This window comes from Marinobacter sp. B-12, from assembly GCF_056857915.1.
Map to the genome: position 1 here is coordinate 23562 of NZ_JBSXOB010000028.1, position 21516 is coordinate 45077.

Consider the following 21516-nt stretch of genomic DNA (forward strand, 5'->3'; position numbering starts at 1 on the left):
TTGGGATTAAATCCTTTTTCTGTTATGTGCAATGTAGGAGCAAGAATATGCAACCTAAAGGTCAGCAACTCATTGGCCAAGAAGCCTTTTCCGCAACAGGAGCTCCCATTCAGGCAGTCAATCCTGCCACCGGTGAGCACCTTGAGCCGATCTACGCAGCCGGTGGTTCGGCCGAGGTCGAGCGTGCATGCGAGCTAGCCGAGTCGGCAAGCGTCGAATTCCGAACAACGTCGCTACAACAACGCGCGGCCTTTCTGGACGCTATCGCCGACCAGATTGAAGCGATCGGCGACGAACTGATCGAGCGCGGCATGCTTGAGTCCGGCCTTCCGCGTGCACGTTTAGAGGGTGAGCGGGGCCGCACCTGTGGCCAGTTACGTCTGTTTGCATCCGTAGTGCGTGAAGGTGAGTGGCTGGATGTTCGTATCGATCCGGCAATGCCAGAGCGCAAGCCGATGCCCAGAGTTGATCTGCGCCAGCAACACATCGCGCTGGGGCCTGTGGTGGTGTTCGGCGCCAGCAACTTCCCTCTGGCGTTCAGCGTTGCCGGTGGTGACACCGCTTCGGCCCTGGCGGCGGGTTGCCCGGTTATTGTAAAGGCACATTCCGCACATCCCGGCACCTCCGAGCTGGTAGGGCTCGCGGTGCAAGCAGCGGCCAAGCAATGTGAGATGCCCGAGGGCGTATTCTCACTGCTGTTTGGCTCCGGCAACGAAATCGGCCAGGCGCTGGTATCGGACTCGCGGATAAAAGCGGTCGGCTTTACCGGTTCGCGCCGCGGTGGTATGGCGCTGATGGCGACGGCCCAGGCACGCCCCCAGCCGATTCCAGTTTACGCAGAGATGAGCAGTATCAACCCGGTATTCCTTCTGCCCGAAGCTTTGCAGTCGCGAAGCCAGGCGCTGGCGGAAGGCTTCGTTGGTTCACTCACAATGGGCGCTGGCCAGTTCTGCACGAATCCGGGCCTGGTCATTGCCGTGCGCAGCCCGGCACTTGATAAATTCGTCACAGCGGCGGGCAAGGCCATCGCCACTGTTGCAGCTCAGACCATGCTGACGCCAGGCATCCATGACGCGTATGTACAGGGCGTCAAAGCACTGTCTGGCAACGACAATGTCCGCGCACTGGGTAACGGAGAGCAAGGCGAAGCCTCTAATCAATGCCAGGCCGCGCTGTTTGCCACAACTGCCGAGTCATTCATCAGTGATCAGAGCCTCCAGGATGAAGTGTTCGGAGCCAGTTCTGTGGTGATCGAATGCGATGATATGGCACAACTGAAACAGGTTGCAGAAAAGCTGGAAGGACAGCTAACGGCTACCATCCAGATGGATGACGGTGATGTTGAGCAAGCCAGATCGCTGTTGCCGACCCTGGAAGAAAAAGCTGGCCGGGTGATGGCCAATGGCTGGCCGACCGGGGTTGAGGTGTGTCATGCGATGGTGCACGGAGGGCCTTTCCCGGCAACGTCCGACTCGCGCACGACTTCCGTTGGAAGCGCCGCTATTCATCGCTTCCTGCGTCCGGTTTGCTATCAGAACCTTCCCCAGGCGCTGTTGCCGGAAGCCCTTCGTGATGGCAATCCACTGAATGTTCCTCAGTTAGTGGATGGTAAGCGGCGCGTTTAAAGCGGCTGTGAGAGCAGTGATCAATTGGTGGTTGGTTAATGACTCGACAGCAGTGTGATGCATAGCTGGGCGTTCTGCACAAAGTGCCCGAACGCCGTCAGCTGTTCCTCGGAGGGCACATAGTCCGCCGCCGCGTTGTCCGCGTAAAACAGGCCGACCAGTCGCCCCTTCGCTTTCAGGGGGCCGATCAGCGCCGGCACGTTCCCCAGCCAGCGGTCATAGGCAACCCCTTCGGTTTTCGATTTTGGCAGATAGACACTGCAATCAGCGTGGGGTAAGAGCGCCCCGAGAGGACCGGTGCCATCCTTGCGGATGGTGAAGTTGTTCTTCCAGGCTTCGGTGCCCCTGCCCCCCAGCTTGCGCGGCACCAGTTCAAGCCCGCTGCGGTCGCTCATCAGCAACACAACCCGCTGCATGCCGATTGCCCGGTGAATGCCCTCGATGACCAGCTGACAGACTTCGTTGATGTCCGGTTTGTCGGTAAGGCTGTGGGTAAGGTCACGGAGAATCTGTAACTGCAGGTTGGGGTCCACCTCAGGTGGGCGCACCGCCTCCTCGCCGGAGCTGCCCTGGCTGCCAGGCATCAGCGCGGTCACCTGGGGAATGCCCAGCGACACCGCGACCCGCGCGGCTTCTCCGGCATTCACCTTGAGCTGGTCCCGAACGGCTGCAGGGTTCTCTCCGATGTCCTGCCCCAAGGCTTCCATGACCTTTTCCATGTCGTCGCCGCGCCAGCCATTCTCGGACAGCCTTGCCATCTCAACGGAGTGGCGCACCAGGCTGGCGGCCTTCGAATTGGCCTGCCCGGGCGCGACCACCTCGCGGATGAAGGGGCCGAGCGACCAGGCGTCCACCAGACCACGGGTAATTTCAGTAAAGGTGGTGTGGAGCGCGGCTTTCTGAGCCTCCAGTGTGGGCTCCCCCTCGCGCAGCCGGGATTCCAGTTCACTGGCCTGTTCGGTCTCGCAGGACCAGAAAGCCAACTCGCCAATGTTCATCAGCAAGGCCCCTATGAACACCTCCTCCAGGGCGTGTTCGTTGCGCTTTGGCAGCAGGCAGCGGGCCTGGACGGCGGCGTGAATGGCTCGGGCCAGGCAGCGAAGCAGGTGTGGCCGGTCGTTGCGTTTGAGCAAGGAGTCCACGATCAGGGACGAAATGGCCATGGATTTCACGGCGTCGAAACCGATCAGGGTGATGGCGCGGCTGACGGTGCTTACCTGGGTGCGGGTCTGGTTGTAGAACACCGTGTTGGAGAGCCGAAGTACCTGAGAGGTGAGCTGGGCGTCATTGAGAATGACGTTAGCCAGTTCGTTGACGGTGCTGTTACTGCTGTCGGTCAGTTCATCAATTCTGCGGAGAGTGTTTGCCAGTACCGGCAGCTCCACTTTGCTCAGATAGGTGACCCATGCCTGGGTCGAATTCATCCTTGAGGGCGGAGTCTCGGTTTTTGTGGTCAAAATTGCGCGCGCCTCGGGAGTGTTAATGATGTTCTTGTAACGGATCAGTCTAGTTCAGTCGTGGCCGGTGTGTCAGGTGGCAAATGGTGTAAGGGGATTTACCAAGGCGGCGGATTCGGGTTTGCCATCGGTTTGGTTTATAATCGCGCGTTTTACCTCTGCACCCACAAGGCGCTGACAAAGCGTTCACAAGGCAACGTTGTGATTGTATTTGACCAGGTACAGAAGTCCTACCAGGTAGGTGGGCGGGCGATCCCCGCGTTACACCCCACCAGTATGACCATCGACACCGGCGAGGTGTTTGGCATCGTCGGCCACTCCGGCGCGGGCAAGTCCACCCTCGTGCGCCTGATCAATCTGCTGGAGCCACCCACCGGTGGTCGCATCCTGATTGATGATGAAAATATCACCGGCTACAACGCCAGCGAGCTACGGGCCTTCCGTCGCAAGGTGGGCATGATATTCCAGCACTTCAATTTGCTGTCTTCGAAAACGGTGGCGGACAACATTGCCTTTCCCATGAAACTCGCTGGCATTTATTCCCGCAACGAAATTCGTGACCGGGTGGATGAGTTGCTGAAACGGGTCAGCCTGGTGGATCAGGCCAATAAGTACCCATCGCAGCTCTCGGGTGGACAGAAACAGCGTGTTGGCATCGCCCGCGCCCTGGCCTGCCGCCCGACGATCCTGTTATGCGATGAAGCCACCAGTGCCCTTGATCCGCAAACAACCCAATCCGTTCTGAAGCTGCTGGCGGACATCAACCGCGAACTCGGCCTGACCATCGTACTGATCACCCACGAAATGGATGTGGTGCGCCGTGTCTGTGACCGTGTGGCGGTGATGGATGCCGGTGAAGTCGTTGAAATGGGGGCGGTCAGTGATGTGTTCCTGCACCCGAAACACCCCACCACCCGGGACTTTGTCTTCGAAAGCGAAAGCATCGACCACGAGGAAATGCAGCAGGACCTGCAGCATGCCAAGGGCCGCATCCTGCGCCTGACCTTCCGTGGCGAATCGACCTACACGCCACTGTTGGGCAGCGTGGCGCGGGAATCCGGTGTGGATTTCAGTATCCTCTCCGGCCGGATCGACCACATCAAGGATACGCCTTACGGCCAGCTGACCCTCTCGCTGGTGGGCGGCAATCTCGATACCGCCATGCAGGCTTTTGAAGCGGCGGACGTTCACGTGGAGGTACTGCGCTGATGGAGGCCTTGATGGGAGATCTGCTGAGTAACGTGGACTGGACCGAGATCGGATGGGCCAGCTGGGACACCCTGGTGATGGTGGGCATGTCACTGCTGTTCAGCGTGCTGATTGGCTTGCCGGTCGGTGTGCTGCTGTTCCTGTTCGGCAAGCGCCAACTGCTGGAGCAGCCCATCGCGTATGCGGTGCTGTCCTTTGTGGTGAACGTGCTGCGTTCGGTACCGTTTATTATCCTGCTGATCGTGATGATCCCGTTCACGGTGATGTTGATCGGTACATCTCTTGGCGTGGCTGGTGCGATTCCGCCACTGGTGGCCGGTGGTGCACCTTTCTTTGCTCGTCTGGTAGAGACATCCTTGCGCGAAGTGGACAGGGGCATCATAGAAGCCACCCAGGCCATGGGTGCGACGGTAAAACAGATAGTGTTCGGAGCCCTTCTGCCAGAGGCGTTGCCCGGGATCATCGCCGGTATTACCGTAACCGCTATTACGCTGGTTTCGTATGCGGCGATGTCCGGTGTAGTCGGCGGTGGCGGCCTGGGCGATCTGGCCATCCGCTTCGGTTACCAACGATTCCAGACCGATGTCATGGTCATTACCGTAGCCCTACTGGTTATTTTCGTTCAGTTGCTACAAATGGCTGGAGATCGTCTGGTTCTGTATTTCAGCCGCAAATAGGCTCAGTTTGGGTGCAAGCCCATGGCGGGAAGGCCCTTCCGAAAAACGCCCGTAAATACGTCCCTGTAGGGCTCGGTCGCGCCATCCCTGGCGCTCCACGTTTTCGGAAGGGCTTTCCCGCCACGGGCCCGGAGTCTTTGCTGGTTTCCGAGGTCTGAATGATATTTTAAACAACAGGAGAACGTGCTTATGAACTTTAAGAAGACGCTGGTAGCCCTGGCTGCCGTTGCAACATTCTCTTCCGCCGCGATTGCGGAAAAGCTTTCCGTGGCGGCAACGCCGGTACCCCACGCCGAGATACTGGAATTTGTTAAGCCCAAGCTGGCAGAACAGGGTGTGGAGCTGGATGTGAAGGTGTTTACCGATTACGTCCAGCCTAACGTGCAGGTGGATCAGAAGCGGATGGACGCGAACTTCTTCCAGCATCAGCCGTACCTGGATGAGTTCAATGACGGCCGTGGTACCAATCTGGTCAGCGTAGTGGGTGTGCACGTTGAGCCGTTCGGTGCCTATTCAAGCCGGATTGACTCTCTGGAAGCCCTTGAAGAGGGTGCCACAGTGGCGATCCCCAATGATCCCACCAACGGTGGCCGCGCATTGCTTTTGCTGCAGAAAGCCGGCCTGATCACCCTGAAGGACGGCAGCAAGATCACCGCTACGCCGCGTGATATCGCTGATAACCCGAAAGATCTGGAATTCAAGGAACTGGAAGCCGCCACCTTGCCGCGTATCCTGAACCAGGTGGACCTGGCGCTCATCAACACCAACTACGCGTTGGAAGCCGGCCTTAATCCGACGGAAGATGCTCTGGTTATTGAGGGTGCTGAATCGCCGTACGTGAATATTCTGGTTGCTCATGAAAGCCGCGCCAACGACGAGGCAATTCAGACATTGGCAAAGGTGCTGACTACGGATGAGGTCAGGGCGTTTATCAAGAAGCAGTACGAGGGAGCCGTGGTTCCGGCATTCTGAGGCCAGGAACGATATGGCATAAAAAAGCCGGGCATCAGCCCGGCTTTTTCGTTTCAGCGGATTGCGCCTTCAGCGTTTAATCGCCACTCCAGTTCGCCCCCGGGTCCGGCGTCATTCGCAGGTAGGACTTCACCGCCCGATAGCCTTTCGGGAAACGTTCTTTTATTTCCTCCTCATCCTGCAGGGACGGCACGATCACCACGTCGCCACCGGGTTCCCAGTTGCCAGGTGTCGCCACTTTGTGGATGTCGGTCATCTGCAGCGAGTCGACAACCCGAAGCACTTCGTTGAAGTTGCGACCGGTACTGGCCGGGTAGGTGATCATCAGGCGGATTTTCTTGTTCGGATCAATCACGAACAGCGAACGCACCGTCAGCGTCTCATTGGCGCTGGGGTGAATCATGTCGTAAAGGCTGGACACCTTGCGGTCGTGATCGGCAATGATCGGAAAGTTGACGGCACAACCCTGGGTTTCGTTGATGTCCTTGATCCACTCCTTGTGGGAATCGACCGGGTCCACGCTCAGGGCGATCGCCTTGACGTCACGTTTGGCGAATTCGTCTTTCAGCTTGGCCGTCAGGCCCAGCTCTGTGGTGCACACCGGCGTAAAATCAGCAGGGTGTGAGAACAGTATGCCCCAGCTGTTGCCCAGCCAGTCATGAAAATCGATCCTGCCTTCACTGGAATCCTGCTCAAAATCCGGTGCGGTATCTCCCAGACGTAAACTCATCGCGTTTCCTCCTTTTGATGATACGAAAGCCCGGCCAGACGAAGCGCCGGCATAAGATTCAGTCTATACAAGAAACAGTGGAGGCGGATGGGAGAAAACCAAGGGGCGTTGATCCGCCTCATCCGTCTCCATGTTTCGATCAATTCACGCCGACTGATCGCTCTTTCTCGAAATGCTCACGGGTGAGCTTGAACACCACTGGGCTCAGTAGCAGCAAGGCCACAAGGTTTGGTAGTGCCATCATGGCGTTAAGCGTGTCGGCGATCAGCCAGATCAGGCCAAGGTTGATGGTGGCACCAACCGGTATCGCCAGTATCCAGATCACGCGGTACGGCACGATGGCTTTGACGCCGAACAGGAACTCAATGCAGCGTTCGCCGTAAAACGACCAACCGATAATGGTGGTAAAGGCGAAAATCGCCAGTGAGATGGCGACCACGTAATTACCAAACCCGGGCAGTCCGGTTTCAAAGGCCAGCGAGGTCAGCGCCGCACCGGTTTCGCCGGAGGTCCAGGCGCCAGAACTGATGATGACGAGGCCGGTGATGCTGCACACGATAATGGTATCGATGAACGTGCCCAGCATGGCGACCATGCCCTGATTGATGGGGCTCTTGGTCTGAGCTGCAGCGTGGGCGATCGGGGCGGAACCGAGGCCGGCCTCATTTGAGAAAATGCCGCGGGCCACACCAAAGCGGACGGCGGCCCAGACAGCGGCGCCGGCAAAGCCACCCTCGGCTGCAACCGGGCTGAACGCGTGGGTAAACACCATGGCGATGGCATTCGGAATCTGGTTGGCGTTAATGGCCAATACCATCAGGCCGACCAGGACGTAGGCGATGGCCATAAACGGCACCAACGCGCTTGCGACCTGTCCGATGCGTTTGATGCCACCAATCAGTACAAGGCCCACCAGAGCCATTAGCACAAGGCCGGTCACCCAGTGTGGCAGGTTAAAGTTGGTTTCCAGAACATCCGCCACCGAGTTGGCCTGCACCGTGTTACCAATGCCAAACGCGGCCACCGCTGCGAAGATGGCAAACAGCACACCCAGCCAGGCCCACTTCTTGCCCAGGCCGTTGCGAATGTAGTACATCGGGCCACCCGTGTAGGCGCCGCGTTCGTCCACTTCCCGGAAGCGTACCGCCAGTACCGCCTCCGAATATTTGGTGGCCATACCAACCAGCGCCGTCAGCCACATCCAGAACAGGGCTCCGGGGCCGCCCAGGAATACCGCGGTGGCAACGCCAGCGATATTACCGGTACCGACAGTGGCAGACAGTGCGGTCATCAGGGCCTGAAACGGGGGTATCTCACCCTCTGATTCGGCCCCGGTGCGGCCTTTCCACATCAGTTGGAAACCGGCTCGCAGTTTCAATACCGGCATCAGCTTCAAGCCAATGCTCAGAAACAGGCCGACACCAAGAATCATCACCAGCATGGGCGGACCCCAGACCAGTGCGTTTATGCTGCTAATAAAAGACTCAAAGGCTTCCATGGGAATCTCCCTGTGTTTGTGCCTTGGTATTGAGGCGCTTCCGCGACATCGGCGATATGGATCTGAACAGTACAGATCCGAGCTCGGCGGGAGCGTATAACTCATTGAGTTTATATACTTATTCTTGTCTGTAAATATTCGCTGCAAAGAATTAGCCGTTCTGACGCGACGTGGGTCTGTAAAGCTATTGGATTCGGAGCCTCTCGGGTTAAGCTGTGGACTGATTACCTCAGGAGCCCTTCTATGCCGGAAACCCTAAGCCGCTCTGATTGGCGTTCTGCCGATACGTCGGTTAACGCCATGCCTGAGACTGTTCACGTCCAGGCAGGCGAGCTCTCGTTCTGTGTGGAAACCCGGGGAGATCCCGCTGGGGAGCCAGTGATTTTCGTGATGGGATTGGGGGCGCAGATGACGCTCTGGCCGGAGGCGTTTCTGGAGCAGTATGTTCGTGAGGGCTTCCGGGTAATCCGGTTCGATAACCGTGACATCGGCCTTTCATCGCACCTGAAGGATCGCCTGGAGGGGCATCCGGTTGTGGTCATGGCAAGGCACCGGATGGGCCTGCCGATCGCCGCGCCCTATACTCTGCATGACATGGCGGACGATGTGTGTCACCTGATGGACGCATTGAGCCTGACCAGTGCCCATCTGGTGGGTGTGTCCATGGGAGGGATGATCAGCCAGTTGGTGGCTGCGAATTACCCCGAACGCGTGCGCTCGGCAACACTTATCATGACATCCACCAATAGCCCGCGATTGCCAATGCCGAAATCAAAGCTGATCTGGCGCCTGGCAGGTATCGGAGCGAAAGGGCATGACGAAGCTGCAGTCGTCGCACGTTCCCTGGACTTCTGGAAAGCGATCCAGAGCCCGGGCTATCCACCTTGCGAACAGGACGTAAGGGACCGGATCTTAAGGGAGTTCCGGCGCAGCTATCATCCCGCCGGCATTCTCCGCCAGACCCGTGCCATCCTTGCCACTGGCAGCCTGTCATCGGCGACACGGCGCATACGGGTGCCGGTATCTGTGATCCACGGCAAGGCCGACCCGCTGGTGCGGCCGGTGGCTGCGGAGCAGTTGGGGTACCTGTTACCTCATGCCCGCGTTGAGATGATTGAGGGTATGGGGCACGATCTTCCGGAACCTCTGTTGTCGCGGTTTGCCGAGATCGGGTTTGAAACCATGGCGAAACAGCCAAGGCAGGACAACGGTTGACGGCCCGTGCCGGTAAAAAGAGGTCGCCGGTGGAGGGTTTATGCTTCCAGTTTTCGCCCCCATTGCCTATGTTTAAAGAGGGACGAATCCAGAATATGACGGGTCAGGGAGTCTGCCAATGCAATCGCTAAAAGTATCCGATGTCATGTGGAACCACATCGAGCCCATTCGTCGTGGAACGCTTTTAACCAAAGTGGTCAAAACACTCCTTCACAACCACGTTACGGGCCTGCCGGTCGTGGATGACCACCGCAAGGTGATCGGGTTTGTTTCCGAGCAGGACTGTATCCACGCCCTGCTGGTGAGTAACTATCACCACGAAGGCGACCCGATTGTGGACGACGTTATGTTCTGCGATCCGGTCACCATATCCCCGGAAATGTCTGTCGTGGATCTGGCCCAGAACCTGGGTGCAGGCAAGCCCAAGGTCTACCCGGTGGTTGATCATGACCGTTTGATCGGTATTGTAACCCGTACCGCCATCCTGGCAGAGTTTGCAAAGGCTGGTTACGGCATAGAAGTACCGAAATACGCGTAGTCAGAAGACGGTGAATTTTTCGACTGAGAGGTACCCATGCAACTGCTCTCCACCAACGTCTGTTTCGACGGCGAACACCGTCGCTACCAGCACCACTCGGCAGCCCTGGACTGCGATATGGAGTTTGCGGTGTACCTTCCTCCTGTTGCCGTGGGCAGCAATCCGCAAAAAGTGCCGGTTCTTTACTGGCTGTCGGGGCTGACCTGTACCGACCAGAATTTCATGCAGAAGGCCGGGGCCCAGAAAAAAGCGGCGCAGCTGGGCATCGCCATTGTGTGTCCTGACACCAGCCCCCGTGGTCTGGACCTGCCCGGTGAGCATGACAGTTACGATTTTGGTAGTGGTGCCGGTTTTTACCTTAACGCCACACGCCAACCCTGGGCCCCTCACTATCGAATGTACGATTATGTGGTGAAGGAGTTGCCGCAACTGGTGGAAGGCCATTTGCCGGTGACGGAGGATCGCAGCATCAGTGGTCATTCCATGGGTGGCCATGGGGCACTGATCGCGGCATTGAAGAACCCCGGGCGCTATAGGTCGGTATCGGCTTTTGCGCCGATTGCCAACCCCAGCGAGTGCCCTTGGGGCCAAAAAGCCTTCAGCGGTTATCTGGGGGATGATCCCAAAGCCTGGGAAGAGTGGGACGCGACGCTGCTGCTTCCCAATGCCAGCGAACGCTTACCGCTGCTGGTGGACCAGGGTACGGCGGATGACTTCCTTGAAAGTCAGCTCAATCCCGAGGCGCTGGTTGATGCCTGTGAGAAGGTGCATCACCACATCAATCTGCGAATGCACCGGGGCTATGATCACAGCTACTTCTTCATCGCCTCGTTCATTGATGATCATCTGGAACATCATGCCCAGGCGTTGGGCTTGAGATAATGCGAGGCGCGTAGAGCGTCAGTGGAAGCCCCAGAGCAGCCCGAAGTCCATGGAAGGCATCACTTCAGGCTGCTCAACGTCGACGATGTTGAAATCCAGCAGGCTGCAATCCCGCTCAAAGGTGCCGCTGTAACGATTGCCCCTGGGGCCGATGATGGCTTTGGCGAACGGGCCACGGTGACGGTGCGGGCGCCGGACGATCACCGCGACCTCGTTGTTGCTGAGTCTCACCAGAGTCCCCGGCGGATAGTCGGTCAGTAGCGACAGCAGAGCTCTCGGAATGGCAGGGCGGAACTTGCCATCTGCCAGCGAGGCGATAAGTTTGCGAGCTTCGGTAATGTTCATTCGTTTGCGGTAGGCTCGCTTCGTTATCATCGCCACATAACGTTCCGCCAGCGCCAGGATTTCCGCTTCACCCCGTATCTCGGTACCACTCAACCCATGAGGATAGCCTGAACCGTCAGCCTGTTCGTGGTGCTGGGCAATGATTTTGAGTATCAGCGGGCTGGTAATGTTGGCCTCTTTTAGCGCCTGGACGCTGCGTTCCGGATGTTTGCGTATCACCGCGCGTTGCTCGTCGGTCAGTACCCGGTTGGAGGCATTGAGCTTATCGGCCACTGGCACCAGAGCCAGGTTCGCCGTCAGCGCAGAGCTGATCAGTACAGCCGTCCGTTTTTCATCAAGCCCGAATCGGCGTGCGGTAAATTGGCAGAGAATGGCGTAGAACAGGATTTGTTCATGAATGGTGGGCTCGATGGAGTACAGGTGCACCAGTGCCAGGCTGGCCTCTGGCGATTCCTGGCACATCTGGTCAATCATTCGCGACAGGCCAAGTACCCGTTGACGGGCACTGTCATCCTGGTTGGTAATGGCGTTTAGTGTGAGCTCCAGTGTTTGCAGCAACACGGGATAATCCGCAAATGGGTTGCGGACACGGATATCTTCCTGAATATCCTCGTCGGGGCGCTCAATCACCCGGGGCTGGAACAGGCCACGCTCGAACAGCTGCTCCAGCTGAATATCATTCTGTATGACGTAGCCCTGTCTCAGCAGTACATTGCCATCGGCGTCATAAACCGTCCAGGGCAAGGGCTTTCCGATGGTCAACGCGCCGGGTGCGATACGAAGAAGATTCTGCACTCAATGGCTTCCTGATCCTTGTTATAACATTGCTTAAGTTTACCCTTTAAGCCGATACCAACTCCAGTTGTTGGAAGGCCGGGACTAGGGCGTTTGCTGTGATGCCGGAAGCTTCGCCCTCTGATTTGACAAAATATTTCATTTGCGCGTTTGTTAAATTTCGTTGCGTCCGTCTTTCCCGGGTAAATCTTGCGCTATGATAGTTTGCTAACAAGACTCTGGTCGGGATGTGTTGTTACTATGCTTTATCGTCTGAGAACAGATTTCAGGCTGTCCATCATCACGTTGTTGGCCATCAGTGCCATTCTTGGAATAACTCCTTTTGCGGTGATGCGTTTTCTCCAGGGCAACGTGCTGGCTGGGGCGGTCGATCTGGGTATTATGCTGGCGATTACCGCCGGAACGGTTTACGCGTGGATAACAGGCGATACCGCCCGCAGTGGTTTTGCAATGGCCCTGGTGGCTTGTGGCGGGGCGGTAACAGTCGGGGCATTGGTCGGAGAACCAGGGCTGTTTTGGCTATATCCGTGCCTGGTGACGAGCTTTTTCCTGACGGAGCCCCGCTACGCGATTTTTATCAACCTGGCCGCCGTGCTGGCCCTGATGATACATGGCGTGGCCTTCAGCTCCCTTATCCAGATGTGGACTTTTGCTGCCACGGCTGTGGTCGTCAGCTGCTGCGCCTATGTTTTTGCCCACCGGAACGAGAACCAGCGGGAGCGGTTGGAGCATCTGGCCACGATCGATCCCCTTACCGGTGTCAAAAACCGCCGCTCCATGGATCAGGAGTTGGCAATGGCCGTTGCCAGCGCTTCCAGAAACGGTATCTCCTACGCTCTGGTGTTGCTGGATATCGACTACTTCAAGAAGATCAACGACCAGCATGGGCATAACGTGGGTGATGACGTGCTGGTGGAAATGGTGGCGTTGATCGAGCAGAACATCCGCAAATCCGATCAACTGTTCCGCTTTGGCGGTGAAGAGTTTGTGTTGCTGATGTCCGGTGTGGACTCAACCGGGTTAAGAGCGGTCATGCACAACCTGCAGCACATCATGCACAAGTTCCTGCGTCACCCCGGGGGGCAGGTTACCGCGTCCTTTGGGGTTGCTCTGCTCCAGGCTGGTGAAAAGCCTGACGACTGGCTGGCACGGGCAGATCAAGCACTATACGAGGCAAAGGAAACCGGACGCGACCGTATTGTCTACGCGAGCGATCTTATGCCCAGCTACGGTTGACCCCTCCGCAAGATTATTCCGGTTTTGGCGAGTACAGAAACAGTCGCAGCCCTAAAAGGATGCTGGCTGATGCCAGCCCACCGGTAAGCCCCACCCAAAAACCAGCGGCCCCCATGGCGGGCAGCAGCCAGTCGGTAAACGTGAGTACCCACCCCAGTGGCAGTCCAACGCCCCAGAATGAAAACAGCATGATGAACATGGGAATGCTGGTGTCCTTGTATCCCCGCAAGGCGCTGATGCAGGTCACCTGAATGACATCGGCGATCTGGAAGAAGGCCGCATACACCAGCAGCGTCACTGTCACGGACTGAACATCCTGCTCACCGGTGTAAAGCGCTGCAATACCCTCTGCGAACACAAACAGCAGCACGGCAAATATCAGCGCCACCGCTGACGCCAGAATAAGCGAACTGCGGGCGATGAGCCGGGCAGTATCCGGCGCCTTCGCACCCACCAGGAAACTCACGCGCAAGGTCAGCGCCATGCCGATACTCAGCGGCAACATGAACACCAGCGATACCACGTTCAGAGCAATCTGATGCCCCGCCACAATCACTGGCCCCAATGGGGCCAGGAACAGGGCAATGACCGAGAACATGCTGGCTTCAACAAAGATGGTGAAACCAATGGGAATGCCCAGACGCAGAATATAGCGGATGCCCGCAGCATCCGGTTTGGCCCAGTCTGCCAGCAGGTGAAAACGGCGATACACCGCACTGCGGTTCAGGTAGATCAGCAACGCCAGGGCCGCAACGCCGTTGGAGATGGAGGTAGCCCATCCGCAGCCGATGCCGCCCATGGCAGGGAGGCCGAGTTTGCCGTAAATGAAGATGTAGTTCAGGGGCAGGTTGACCAGGGTTCCCAGCACCGAGAAGGCCATAATGACCCTGGTATGGCCCAATCCGTCCGTCAGCCCCCTCAGTGCCATGATCATCAGCATCGCAGGAATGCCCCAGGCGAAGGCGTTCAGGTACCCCTGTGAGATACGGGCAGTGTTGGTTTCCAGGTTCAGGGCATCCAGTACCGGGTGCACGTTGGTCAGCAGCAGGATCATGATCACCGAGCCGCCGGCTGCTATGTAGAGCCCCTGCCAGGTCGCCGGCATGATCTTCTCTGTGGTGCGCGCGCCGTTATAACCGGAAATGATCGGCTGCAAGGCCCCCAAGAGTCCCATGAAGAACAGGAACACTGGCATCCACAGGCTACTGCCAATACCCACGGCAGCCAGGTCTTCGGCACTGGCGTGGCCGGCCATGACTGTATCAATAACCCCGTTGGCCATTTGTGCCACCTGGGCGATCAGAATCGGTCCGCCCAGGACGGCCAGCGTGCGCCACTCGATCAGCGTACGCTGGACCAGCGGCTGGCGGGCTTCTGGTAATGGCTGGTGGGTTTCGTCCATGGAATCGAGAGCCTGGGCCGGAGAAGTAAATCGGAATGTGTCAGGAACGCGGGATGGTACCCCATTCCCCACCCCGAATGTCATAGGGTGTTTCCGCCGCACTGTGTACAACCCAGTGCAGTAGCGGGTAAAGTGCCGCCTTCCAATGTTTCAGGTGCGGGTAGTATGGGTCTTCTGATTTTCGTAACAGTCCTGTGGGCGTTCTCGTTCAGCCTGATTGGCGAATTTCTGGCCGGGCGTGTGGACAGCGATTTCGCGGTATTGACCCGTGTGGTGCTTGCCGCCCTGGTGTTTCTGCCGCTGACCCGCTGGCGTGGCGTTCCCGGCGGATTGAAACTGGGCGTGCTGGTCACTGGTATGCTGCAGTTCGGCGTGACCTACTTGTGCCTGTATCGCTCGTTCAGCTACCTGACCGTGCCGGAAGTTCTGCTGTTTACCATTTTTACGCCACTGTACGTCACCTTGATCGATGACGCCCTGTACCGGCGCTTCTCGCCAATGGCGTTGGTTGCTGCGGCCGTGGCAACGCTGGGTGCGGGGATTATCCGTTACGATGGTCTGAGCCAGGGCTTTATCACTGGCTTCCTGCTGCTGCAGGTGGCCAACTTCACCTTTGCGGCGGGTCAGGTCGGCTACAAGCACACCATGATGCGCTTCCCGACGGAACTGCCAGCCTACCGTACGTTTGGTTATTTCTTTTTCGGGGCACTGATCATTGCTCTGCCATCCTTCCTGATCTTTGGCGACGCCAGTCGTCTGCCCACTACCTCGTTGCAGTGGGGCATTCTCGCCTGGTTGGGCCTGGCAGCGTCCGGTGTTGGACTGTTCCTGTGGAACCGGGGGGCATGCCATGTGGATGCCGGCACTCTGGCGATCATGAACAACGTCTTGGTGCCCGCCGGGCTGCTCGTCAATCTGGTGATCTGGAACCGGGATGCCGATCTGTTGCGACTGGCCATCGGTGGCGGTGTCATCGCCCTGTCGCTGTGGCTGAATACGCGTTTTCATCCCCGTGCCAGGCTGGCGTTGTAACGGTATTCCGCGTCGTCTGTAAAGAAGCGTCTCGGTTCACTCAGATATCCGCTGGATATCGTATGTTCCCCACTTTTTGCTGATGGCGCCTACGCTTAGAGTTGCTATAACTGCCATACCAAATGTGGAATGGCCATGTCAGGGAGACAGCCCGTAATGAGAAAAAACCTTCCGGTTACCCAGCGTGAAGTCAGAATGTCCGCAAGCGGTCGGCTGATTACCACCACTGATTCAAGAGGCGTCATTACCTACTGCAACGACGAGTTCGTCGACATTAGCGGTTTCCCTCGAGAGGAGTTGGTTGGCCAGCCCCACAACGTGATCCGTCACCCGGATATGCCTTCAGCCGTATTTCACGGCATGTGGGAGTACCTCAAGGCCGGAAAACCCTGGATGGGCGTGGTCAAGAACCGCACCAAGACCGGTGACCACTACTGGGTGAGCGCATACGTGACCCCGATTCTTGAAAACGGGAAAATGATTGGCTTCGAGTCGGTAAGAGTCTCGCCAACCCGTGAGCAAGTGGCGCGGGCTGAGAAACTCTACCCTAAGCTGTCCTCTGGCAAGGCGGCAGTCAGTGTCCAGGGCCGGCTTGTCTCTGCGATGCGATCAGGATGGCCCTTTGCCCTTTCGCTGGTCCTGAGTCTGGTGGCGTTGACCACGCTGGGCAATTCCGGGATGGCCATCGGCGTGATCGTGGTTGCTCATGTGCTGGCAGCGGGGCTGACTCTCAGGTCCATAACCGCTCGCCTGCAGAGCCTGCTTGACCTGCGCCCTGACGCTTTCCGTGATGCCGTTGTGGCACGAACCTACAGTGATGAAAGCGGCCTGTTCTCGCAGATGGCCATGCTGATCATGAGCGAGAAAGCGAGGATTCGTACTGCCCTGGCCCGTATTGATGACCAGGCTGAGCTCCTGTATGAGCATGCCAGGGCGAGCCATCGCTACATCAGCGAGGGCGCTGAGTCGATTGCCAAGCAGCGGGCCGAGACTGATCAGACCGCATCGGCCGTTAACGAAATGACGGTGTCGATCCAGGAAGTGACCGAAACCGTGAATGGCAACGCCAAAGTGGCGGAAGAAGCCAATCGGATGGCGGCCACCGGCAGCAAGCGCAGCGGTGAGGCCCTGACGGCCATCGAACAGCTGGTGACCCGGGTGAACGGTATTGGTACGGCCATCCAGAAACTGGGTGCCTCAACGGAAAGCATTGGTGAGGCCGCCAGTCTGATCTCAGACATTGCTGAACAAACCAACTTGTTGGCACTGAATGCGGCCATTGAAGCCGCCCGTGCTGGCGAGCAGGGTCGCGGGTTCGCCGTGGTGGCAGACGAGGTTCGGTCGCTGGCCCGCCGCACCCGGGATTCCACAGTACGTATACAGCAGGTCATTGACGACTTCCGTAGCCAGGTGGAACAAGCCGTTCAGGCCACCCGTGAAGGGGAACTGGATGCGGGCAAGGGCCTGGAGAAGGTGCGGGAGGCAGAAACGTCCTTGCAGGAAATCGTGTCTTCGATCCACGATATATCCGACAGCTTTATCAGCATGTCGGCGGCCTTTGAAGAGCAGAGCCAGGTATCCGAGGAGATCAACCATCAGGTGGTCAATATTGCCGAACTGGCTGATCATAGTACCCAGCAGGCGGAATCTGCCAAGGACAGCAGTAACAGCCTGAGCCAGATGTCCCGCGGGCTGAAAGATCTGGTTTCCCGGTTCGTGAGTAAAAACGGCTAGTTGTCGGCCGGTCCCGGAGACGTTTACATCCCGGGGCCGGCCCTGGCTGGCATCCTGAGCATACTGCTGGCAAAATCCCGCCCCATCTGCTGAAGCAGGCCTTTGGCATACCTCATCTAATCGATTTATCAGCCAGAAGCACAGGATGAAACAATGACTGGTTCCAAATCTACCCCGGCCCATCGTGGGCTATGGTCTTCCCGGATGGCCTTTATCCTGGCCGCGACCGGTTCGGCCGTCGGGCTGGGCAATATCTGGAAATTTCCTTACGTCACCGGCGAAAATGGTGGTGGCGCCTTCGTACTGGTATACCTGCTGTGTATCGCCATCGTCGGTATTCCCATCATGATGGCGGAAGTGTATATCGGTCGTAGTGGCCGGCATAATCCGATCACCAGTTTCCGCCTGGTGGCCGAGCGCAACCTGGCGTCACCCGTGTGGCGGATTTCTGCCATTGTAGGTGTGCTGGCAGCCTTCATTATTTTGTCATTCTATTCCGTGATTGGTGGCTGGGCGGCGTCCTACGTCGGCCACGCGGCCATGGGCGACTTTACCGGCCAGAGCGCGGACGCCATCGGCGAGCTGTTCGGTGGCCTTCTGGCCAGCCCGGTCACGCTACTGATCTGGCACACGATCTTTATGGCATTGGTGATTTTGGTGGTGGCCCGTGGCCTCAAATCCGGCCTTGAGCGGGCCGTGACCATCCTGATGCCGGCGCTGTTTGTGTTGCTGCTGGTTGCGGTGGGCTATGCCACCACCACCGGCCACTTCGGGGAGGCGGTGTCCTTTCTGTTTACGCCGGATTTCGGTGCCCTGACCATGGACGGCGTGCTGGTGGCCCTGGGCCATGCGTTCTTCACCCTGAGCCTGGGCATGGCCATCATGATGGCCTACGGTTCCTATCTGGGTAATGACGTGTCGGTCGGGCGGACTGCAGTGACGGTGTCCATCATGGATACCGTGGTGGCGCTGATGGCCGGCCTGGCCATTTTCCCGGTGGTCTTTGCCAATGGGTTGGAAGCCGGTGCCGGTCCCGGCCTGATTTTCCAGACCCTGCCGCTGGCCTTCGGCCAGATGCCGATGGGTAGCGTTTTTGGTGCCCTGTTCTTTGTGCTGCTGTTGTTTGCAGCCTGGACCTCCGCTATTTCATTGCTGGAGCCGGTGGTTGAATGGCTGGAAGACAAACTGATTGTTGGCCGTGTGGGTAGCACGGTGGTGGTTGGGATTGCCTGCTGGCTTCTGGGTATTGCCTCCATCCTGTCCCTGAACGAGTGGTCCGGTTTCGCGCCCCTGGGCATGTTCGAGCGTTTCGAGGGCAACACTATTTTCGATCTGCTCGACTTCTTTACCGCCAACGTGATGCTGCCGCTGTCCGGCTTGCTGACGGCGCTGTTTGTCGGCTGGTGCGTGGCGAAAGAGTCATTGCAGAGTAACCTGGCCTTGGCCGGAGGTAGCTTTGCGCTCTGGTACAACCTGGTTCGCTTCGTGACGCCGGTGGCGGTTGCTATCGTGTTTGTTTACAACCTGATGTCGTAGAGGCAGCCAGAAGACTGGAAGAAACCCGGCCCAAACATGGCCGGGTTTTTTGTTTCGGGGCCTGTATTGCTTAACGGTCTGATTCGGTCGCGGAGCGTAAAGCATCCAGGTGTGGCCGCAGGGCGCGCTTGTCGGCTTCCGGTGCTTTACTTGCCGTTTCCATGGCGGACATGGCACCGCCCATCATGTCCCGCATCTGCTGTTTCTGGGCTTCGCTCATGTGAGGGTTGTTGTTGATTTCCTCCATGGCTTTGGCCATCTCCTGGTTCATCTGTCCGGACTGTTCGCCCATTTCCAGGGCACTCCAGGCCTGGAAAATGCGGTCGCCGGTCTTCGCCCACGCCTCGGGATTGGCGAATCCGTGTTGCTCCACCACGTCTTCCAACCGGTTGTACATATCATGGCCTTTCATCCGCTCGATGGACGACGAGAATATTCGCGACATGTCTGGCATTTCGGTGCCGCGCCCACCTTTCTCAGCCGGGAAATCCTCCTTCATCGCATCGAATTCGTTCTCCATGCCCTGAAGGGTTTCCAGGCTGCTGATGAACGAGCGGATGGTCTGGTCGGTCAGGGTTTCGGCCTGGGCCGCGAAGGGGGCAAACGAGAGCAGGAAAAGCAGAGGCACTAAGGCAGGGCTGAATCGGTTCATGAGAACGTCTCCTTGTGATCGGGAATCCCGGGTCCGTTGATCGGGATTCCCTAAAGGTAGTCCTCTGTTAAACCGCCTGCAACAATCCATGCAGGGTTATGATCGGCAATGAAAAGAGTCGGCTCAGAACAGCAGATCCGGCAGATAGGTGGCAATTTGCGGGAAGATCATGATCAATCCCAGGCCAACAATCTCAACAATCACGAAGGGGATGATCGATGAGTAGATATCCTTCATGGTGATGCTCGGTGGTACGACCCCTTTCAGATAGAACAGATTGAAACCGAAAGGCGGCGTCATGTAGCCGATTTCCATATTGATCACGAACAGGATGCCGAACCATATCGGGTCAAATCCCAGGGATTCAACGATGGGCATGAATACCGGCAGCGTGATCAACATGATGCCGACCGGATCCAGCACCATGGCCAGCAGGAACACGATCACCATCATGGCGACAATGATGCCCCAGGGGCCGCCGGGAATCATGTTCATCAGCCCCTCGATCAGATCCTGGGCGCCCATGCTCTGATAGGCAGCACTGAAGGCGTGGGCAGCGAACAGGATCCACATGATCATACCGGTGAGCTTGAAGGTCCGGATCGCTGCTTCCTGCAGGATGCTCCACTTGAACTGCCGGTACACTGCGGCGGAAATCAGAGCGCCGAGCACGCCCATGGCGGCGGCTTCGGTTGGCGTGGTAATGCCGCCAATGATGGAGCCCAGAACCATGATCACAACACCGATGGGCAGCAGTACCGCCCGCAGGGCACGCAACTTCTCCGGCCAGGTGCCACGCTCTTCCTTGGGCAGCGCGGGGGCCAGTTCGGGCTGCAGGTGGCAGCGCACCAGGATGTATATGGCGGTCAGTACCATCAGCAGAATACCGGGCATGATGCCGGCAGCGAACATCTTGCCCACCGACACACCGGTAATCAGGGCATAGAGGATCATCAGAATGCTGGGAGGAATCAGTATGCCCCAGCCCCCGCCAGTGTTGATCACACCCAGGGCCATCTTCTTGTCATAGCCCCGCTCAAGCATCGACGGCAGTGCGATGGTGCCCATGGCGACGACCGCCGCGCCACTGATTCCGACCATGGCTGCAAAAACGGCGCAGATGCCAAGGGTACCAATAGCGAGGCCACCCCGCAGGCCGCCGCACCAAAGATGCATCATGCGGTACAGGTCTTTGGCAACCCCGGTTCGCTCCAGAATCATCGCCATGAAGACAAACAGGGGTATCGCCACCAGGGTAAAGCTTTCCATGGTGCCCCATATCTGCGAGGACACCATGTAGAAGGAATCGAATCCCCAGGTGAAGTAGAGGAAGACAACGGACACGCCGCCCAGCACAAAGGCCAGTGGCAGGCCGAGAAGCAGGAAAAACAGCAGGGAGCCGAAGAACAGCAGCGTGAGGATTTCGATACTCACAATGGCTCTCCTTTAGCGTCGTCTTGGGTTTCGGGGGTGTAGTAACTGAGGTTGAAGGCCACTGCGATATCTTCCAGTAACTTGACGATGCCTTGCAGAACCAGCAGGCCAGTGCCCAATGGAATGGCGGCTTTCACCGGCCAGATAGGCGGGTTCCAGGCGGAATAGGAGGTTTCCCAGCTGGCAATGGACTCACTTGCCATGTCGTAGCCGAAGTACAGCAAGGCCAGGGTGAAGATGAAGAATACCGTTGACGTCAGAATGTCGAGCACGGCACGGCCGCGGGGCGGAAGGTGTGAGTGCAGCAGGTCAACGTTAACATGGCCACGGTGGGCCATGATGTAACCCCCTGACATGACAGCGTAGATGCCAAACAGCATCTGGGTCAGTTCGTTGGTCCATACCGTGGGTGAGTTGAACAGGTAGCGAAACGCCACCTCCATGATCAGGAATGCGAACATGGCAAAAACGATCAGCGCTATCCCGCGCCCGATGACATCATTGAGACGGGTAACCCCTCTCATGAATGCGGTCAACACACCCATTG

19 protein-coding genes are annotated in these 21516 nt (G+C 57.8%); 11 read left to right on the top strand and 8 right to left on the bottom strand.

Annotated elements, in window-relative coordinates; all coding sequences use genetic code 11:
* The first annotated feature begins 47 nt into the window (after window positions 1–47).
* Window positions 48–1625: an aldehyde dehydrogenase (NADP(+)) gene (locus AC13D2_RS02825; RefSeq protein WP_482938194.1), complete on the top strand. Its 1578-nt coding sequence runs from the start codon at window positions 48–50 to the stop codon at window positions 1623–1625.
* Window positions 1626–1660: 35 nt separating this feature from the next.
* Here the strand turns inward: AC13D2_RS02825 and AC13D2_RS02830 are convergent, their stop codons facing one another.
* Window positions 1661–3082 carry an HDOD domain-containing protein gene (locus tag AC13D2_RS02830; protein WP_482938195.1) on the bottom strand — a complete coding sequence of 474 codons (1422 nt, stop codon included), beginning with the start codon at window positions 3080–3082 and terminating at the stop codon, window positions 1661–1663.
* A 201-nt stretch (window positions 3083–3283) separates the two neighbouring features.
* On the opposite strand from AC13D2_RS02830, the gene AC13D2_RS02835 reads away from it, so the two are divergent.
* From AC13D2_RS02835 to AC13D2_RS02845, 3 genes are all read left to right on the top strand, one after another.
* A complete protein-coding gene (locus AC13D2_RS02835) occupies window positions 3284–4291 on the top strand; it encodes a methionine ABC transporter ATP-binding protein (protein WP_482938196.1) in 1008 nt (335 codons plus the stop codon).
* Window positions 4291–4968: a methionine ABC transporter permease gene (locus AC13D2_RS02840; protein WP_007155138.1), complete on the top strand. Its 678-nt coding sequence runs from the start codon at window positions 4291–4293 to the stop codon at window positions 4966–4968. Before AC13D2_RS02835 ends, AC13D2_RS02840 begins: the two co-directional genes overlap by 1 nt.
* Before the next feature lie 189 nt (window positions 4969–5157).
* Entirely contained in the window at window positions 5158–5940 is a 783-nt protein-coding gene (locus tag AC13D2_RS02845) for a MetQ/NlpA family ABC transporter substrate-binding protein (RefSeq protein ID WP_420390126.1), read from the top strand.
* Between the two features lie 76 nt (window positions 5941–6016).
* Here AC13D2_RS02845 and AC13D2_RS02850 read toward each other — a convergent pair whose 3' ends face one another.
* Together AC13D2_RS02850 and AC13D2_RS02855 are read right to left on the bottom strand one after the other, a co-directional pair.
* Window positions 6017–6670 (bottom strand): peroxiredoxin, encoded by a 654-nt coding sequence (locus AC13D2_RS02850; RefSeq protein ID WP_292046748.1) that lies wholly within the window; start codon window positions 6668–6670, stop codon window positions 6017–6019.
* A gap of 139 nt (window positions 6671–6809) precedes the next feature.
* Window positions 6810–8168, bottom strand: a complete 1359-nt coding sequence (locus AC13D2_RS02855; RefSeq protein WP_292046747.1) for an alanine/glycine:cation symporter family protein — start codon at window positions 8166–8168, stop codon at window positions 6810–6812.
* A gap of 243 nt (window positions 8169–8411) precedes the next feature.
* Here AC13D2_RS02855 and AC13D2_RS02860 point away from each other — a divergent pair, with 243 nt between their 5' ends.
* The 3 genes from AC13D2_RS02860 (at window position 8412) to fghA (ending at window position 10803) form a co-directional block, all read left to right on the top strand.
* On the top strand, window positions 8412–9383 hold the full coding sequence (locus AC13D2_RS02860) for an alpha/beta fold hydrolase (RefSeq protein ID WP_482938197.1): 972 nt from the start codon (window positions 8412–8414) through the stop codon (window positions 9381–9383).
* Between the two features lie 118 nt (window positions 9384–9501).
* Window positions 9502–9921 (top strand): CBS domain-containing protein, encoded by a 420-nt coding sequence (locus tag AC13D2_RS02865; RefSeq protein WP_292046744.1) that lies wholly within the window; start codon window positions 9502–9504, stop codon window positions 9919–9921.
* Between the two features lie 36 nt (window positions 9922–9957).
* Complete coding sequence (gene fghA / locus AC13D2_RS02870; RefSeq protein WP_482938198.1) at window positions 9958–10803, top strand: S-formylglutathione hydrolase; 846 nt, start codon at window positions 9958–9960, stop codon at window positions 10801–10803.
* 18 nt (window positions 10804–10821) lie between these two features.
* Here the strand turns inward: fghA and AC13D2_RS02875 are convergent, their stop codons facing one another.
* Window positions 10822–11943, bottom strand: coding sequence for an HD-GYP domain-containing protein (locus AC13D2_RS02875; protein ID WP_482938199.1), 1122 nt, complete (start codon window positions 11941–11943; stop codon window positions 10822–10824).
* 240 nt (window positions 11944–12183) lie between these two features.
* On the opposite strand from AC13D2_RS02875, the gene AC13D2_RS02880 reads away from it, so the two are divergent.
* A complete protein-coding gene (locus AC13D2_RS02880; protein ID WP_292046739.1) occupies window positions 12184–13179 on the top strand; it encodes a GGDEF domain-containing protein in 996 nt (331 codons plus the stop codon).
* A gap of 13 nt (window positions 13180–13192) precedes the next feature.
* Here the strand turns inward: AC13D2_RS02880 and AC13D2_RS02885 are convergent, their stop codons facing one another.
* Window positions 13193–14581: an MATE family efflux transporter gene (locus AC13D2_RS02885; RefSeq protein WP_292046737.1), complete on the bottom strand. Its 1389-nt coding sequence runs from the start codon at window positions 14579–14581 to the stop codon at window positions 13193–13195.
* Window positions 14582–14746: 165 nt separating this feature from the next.
* Here AC13D2_RS02885 and AC13D2_RS02890 point away from each other — a divergent pair, with 165 nt between their 5' ends.
* The 3 genes from AC13D2_RS02890 to AC13D2_RS02900 all read left to right on the top strand — a co-directional run bounded on the left by AC13D2_RS02890 (window position 14747) and on the right by AC13D2_RS02900 (window position 18883).
* A complete protein-coding gene (locus AC13D2_RS02890) occupies window positions 14747–15613 on the top strand; it encodes an EamA family transporter (RefSeq protein ID WP_482938200.1) in 867 nt (288 codons plus the stop codon).
* A gap of 156 nt (window positions 15614–15769) precedes the next feature.
* Window positions 15770–17347, top strand: coding sequence for a methyl-accepting chemotaxis protein (locus AC13D2_RS02895; protein ID WP_292046734.1), 1578 nt, complete (start codon window positions 15770–15772; stop codon window positions 17345–17347).
* Window positions 17348–17500: 153 nt separating this feature from the next.
* Window positions 17501–18883: a sodium-dependent transporter gene (locus AC13D2_RS02900; protein ID WP_292046733.1), complete on the top strand. Its 1383-nt coding sequence runs from the start codon at window positions 17501–17503 to the stop codon at window positions 18881–18883.
* Window positions 18884–18953: 70 nt separating this feature from the next.
* Here AC13D2_RS02900 and AC13D2_RS02905 read toward each other — a convergent pair whose 3' ends face one another.
* The 3 genes from AC13D2_RS02905 to AC13D2_RS02915 form a co-directional block, all read right to left on the bottom strand.
* Window positions 18954–19535, bottom strand: coding sequence for a hypothetical protein (locus AC13D2_RS02905; RefSeq protein WP_482938201.1), 582 nt, complete (start codon window positions 19533–19535; stop codon window positions 18954–18956).
* Between the two features lie 123 nt (window positions 19536–19658).
* Window positions 19659–20969 (bottom strand): TRAP transporter large permease, encoded by a 1311-nt coding sequence (locus AC13D2_RS02910; RefSeq protein ID WP_007155586.1) that lies wholly within the window; start codon window positions 20967–20969, stop codon window positions 19659–19661.
* Window positions 20966–21514 (bottom strand): TRAP transporter small permease subunit, encoded by a 549-nt coding sequence (locus AC13D2_RS02915; protein ID WP_300497319.1) that lies wholly within the window; start codon window positions 21512–21514, stop codon window positions 20966–20968. The genes AC13D2_RS02910 and AC13D2_RS02915 overlap by 4 nt, the downstream gene beginning before the upstream one ends.
* Window positions 21515–21516 lie beyond the last annotated feature (2 nt).

Coding starts and splice junctions, on each gene's coding strand:
- AC13D2_RS02900 (WP_292046733.1), top strand. CDS start 17,501: ATGACTGGTTCCAAATCTACCCCGGCCCATCGTGGGCTATGGTCTTCC.
- AC13D2_RS02860 (WP_482938197.1), top strand. CDS start 8,412: ATGCCGGAAACCCTAAGCCGCTCTGATTGGCGTTCTGCCGATACGTCG.
- fghA (WP_482938198.1), top strand. CDS start 9,958: ATGCAACTGCTCTCCACCAACGTCTGTTTCGACGGCGAACACCGTCGC.
- AC13D2_RS02855 (WP_292046747.1), bottom strand. CDS start 8,168: ATGGAAGCCTTTGAGTCTTTTATTAGCAGCATAAACGCACTGGTCTGG.
- AC13D2_RS02825 (WP_482938194.1), top strand. CDS start 48: ATGCAACCTAAAGGTCAGCAACTCATTGGCCAAGAAGCCTTTTCCGCA.
- AC13D2_RS02840 (WP_007155138.1), top strand. CDS start 4,291: ATGGAGGCCTTGATGGGAGATCTGCTGAGTAACGTGGACTGGACCGAG.
- AC13D2_RS02845 (WP_420390126.1), top strand. CDS start 5,158: ATGAACTTTAAGAAGACGCTGGTAGCCCTGGCTGCCGTTGCAACATTC.
- AC13D2_RS02885 (WP_292046737.1), bottom strand. CDS start 14,581: ATGGACGAAACCCACCAGCCATTACCAGAAGCCCGCCAGCCGCTGGTC.
- AC13D2_RS02895 (WP_292046734.1), top strand. CDS start 15,770: ATGAGAAAAAACCTTCCGGTTACCCAGCGTGAAGTCAGAATGTCCGCA.
- AC13D2_RS02905 (WP_482938201.1), bottom strand. CDS start 19,535: ATGAACCGATTCAGCCCTGCCTTAGTGCCTCTGCTTTTCCTGCTCTCG.
- AC13D2_RS02915 (WP_300497319.1), bottom strand. CDS start 21,514: ATGGGTGTGTTGACCGCATTCATGAGAGGGGTTACCCGTCTCAATGAT.
- AC13D2_RS02880 (WP_292046739.1), top strand. CDS start 12,184: ATGCTTTATCGTCTGAGAACAGATTTCAGGCTGTCCATCATCACGTTG.
- AC13D2_RS02850 (WP_292046748.1), bottom strand. CDS start 6,670: ATGAGTTTACGTCTGGGAGATACCGCACCGGATTTTGAGCAGGATTCC.
- AC13D2_RS02890 (WP_482938200.1), top strand. CDS start 14,747: ATGGGTCTTCTGATTTTCGTAACAGTCCTGTGGGCGTTCTCGTTCAGC.
- AC13D2_RS02865 (WP_292046744.1), top strand. CDS start 9,502: ATGCAATCGCTAAAAGTATCCGATGTCATGTGGAACCACATCGAGCCC.